Raw genomic sequence first — 1419 nt, forward strand, 5'->3', positions numbered from 1 at the left:
ACCTGGCGCCAGAGCAAGATCGACCAGCTCACCCATGAGCTCTCGCTGCACAAACGCTGGCGCTTCGGGGTCAAGACTGAACGCCTGCCGGCGGAGCAGGCCCAACTGTTCGAGGAGACGGTCGAGGCCGACCTGGCTGCGATGACCGAGGAGCTCGAACAGCTCTCCGGCAAACCGCCTGCCGCCAAGGGTCAGGCCAAACGCAAACCGCTGCCGCCCGAACTGCCCCGCACCGAGATCCATCACGAGCCGGACTCCACGCTCTGCGCCTGTGGCTGCCAGATGAAACGCATCGGCGAGGATGTCGCCGAGAAACTCGACTACACACCCGGCACCTTCAGCGTCGAGCGTCACATCCGCGGCAAGTGGGTCTGCCAGGCGTGCGAAACCCTGATCCAGGCCCCGGTGCCGGCCCATGTGATCGACAAGGGCCTGCCCACCACCGGCCTGCTGGCCCAGGTGCTGGTGGCCAAGTACCAGGATCATTTGCCGCTGTACCGCCAGGAAGGCATCTTCGGCCGGGCGGGGCTCGCGATTCCCCAATCCACGCTCGCCCAATGGGTCGGTCAGATGGGTGTGCAGTTGCAGCCTCTGGTCGATGCCCTGAAGGCAGAACTCCTCGCCTTCCCGGTACTGCACGCGGACGAGACGCCAGTGGCGATGCTCGACCCCGGGGCCGGCAAGACCCACCGGGCCTACCTGTGGTCCTATAGCATCGGTGCCCACGATCCAGTCCGGGCGGTGATCTACGACTTTGCCGAGAGCCGCGCCGGCAAGCACGCCCAGGACTTCCTGGGCGACTGGCGCGGCACGCTCGTCTGCGACGACTACTCGGGCTACAAGGCCTTGATCGGCAAAGGCGTCACGGAAGCGGGCTGCATGGCCCACGCCCGACGCAAGTTCTTCGAGCTTCAGGAACACGGGCAGAGCCAGATCGCCGGCGAGGCGCTGGAGCGCATCGCGGCCTTCTACGCCATCGAGCAGGCGGCCCGCGAACTGGACGCCGAAGCCCGCCAGGCGCTGCGTCAGACCAGGGCGAAGCCGCTGCTGGAAGAATTCAAGGCCTGGCTGCTGCAATGTCGGGGCAAGATTCCCAACGGCTCATCCAGCGCCAAAGCCATCGACTACACCCTCAAACGCTGGGCGGCGCTGACCCATTACCTGACGGATGGAAACGTCCCCATCGACAACAACTGGATCGAGAACCAGATCCGGCCGATTGCCATCGGCCGCAAGAACTGGCTCTTTGCCGGCTCGCTGCGCGCCGGCAAGCGCGCGTCGGCGATCATGAGTCTAATCCAGTCGGCGCGCCTGAATGGGCACGAGCCCTTCGTGTATTTGAAAGACGTTCTTACCCGCTTGCCGACTCAGCCGCAGAGTCGGATCGGGGAGCTGTTGCCGCATCGGTGGCGGCAGGAT

1 protein-coding gene is annotated in these 1419 nt (G+C 65.4%); it reads left to right on the forward strand.

All coding sequences use genetic code 11. The annotated features are described in order from the left end of the window. On the forward strand, positions 1–1419 hold a 1419-nt coding region (locus tag L6Q67_RS23420), incomplete at both ends, for an IS66 family transposase (RefSeq protein ID WP_296575883.1).

The sequence above is a fragment of the Zoogloea sp. genome (genome assembly GCF_023150065.1).
Classification (GTDB): domain Bacteria; phylum Pseudomonadota; class Gammaproteobacteria; order Burkholderiales; family Rhodocyclaceae; genus Zoogloea.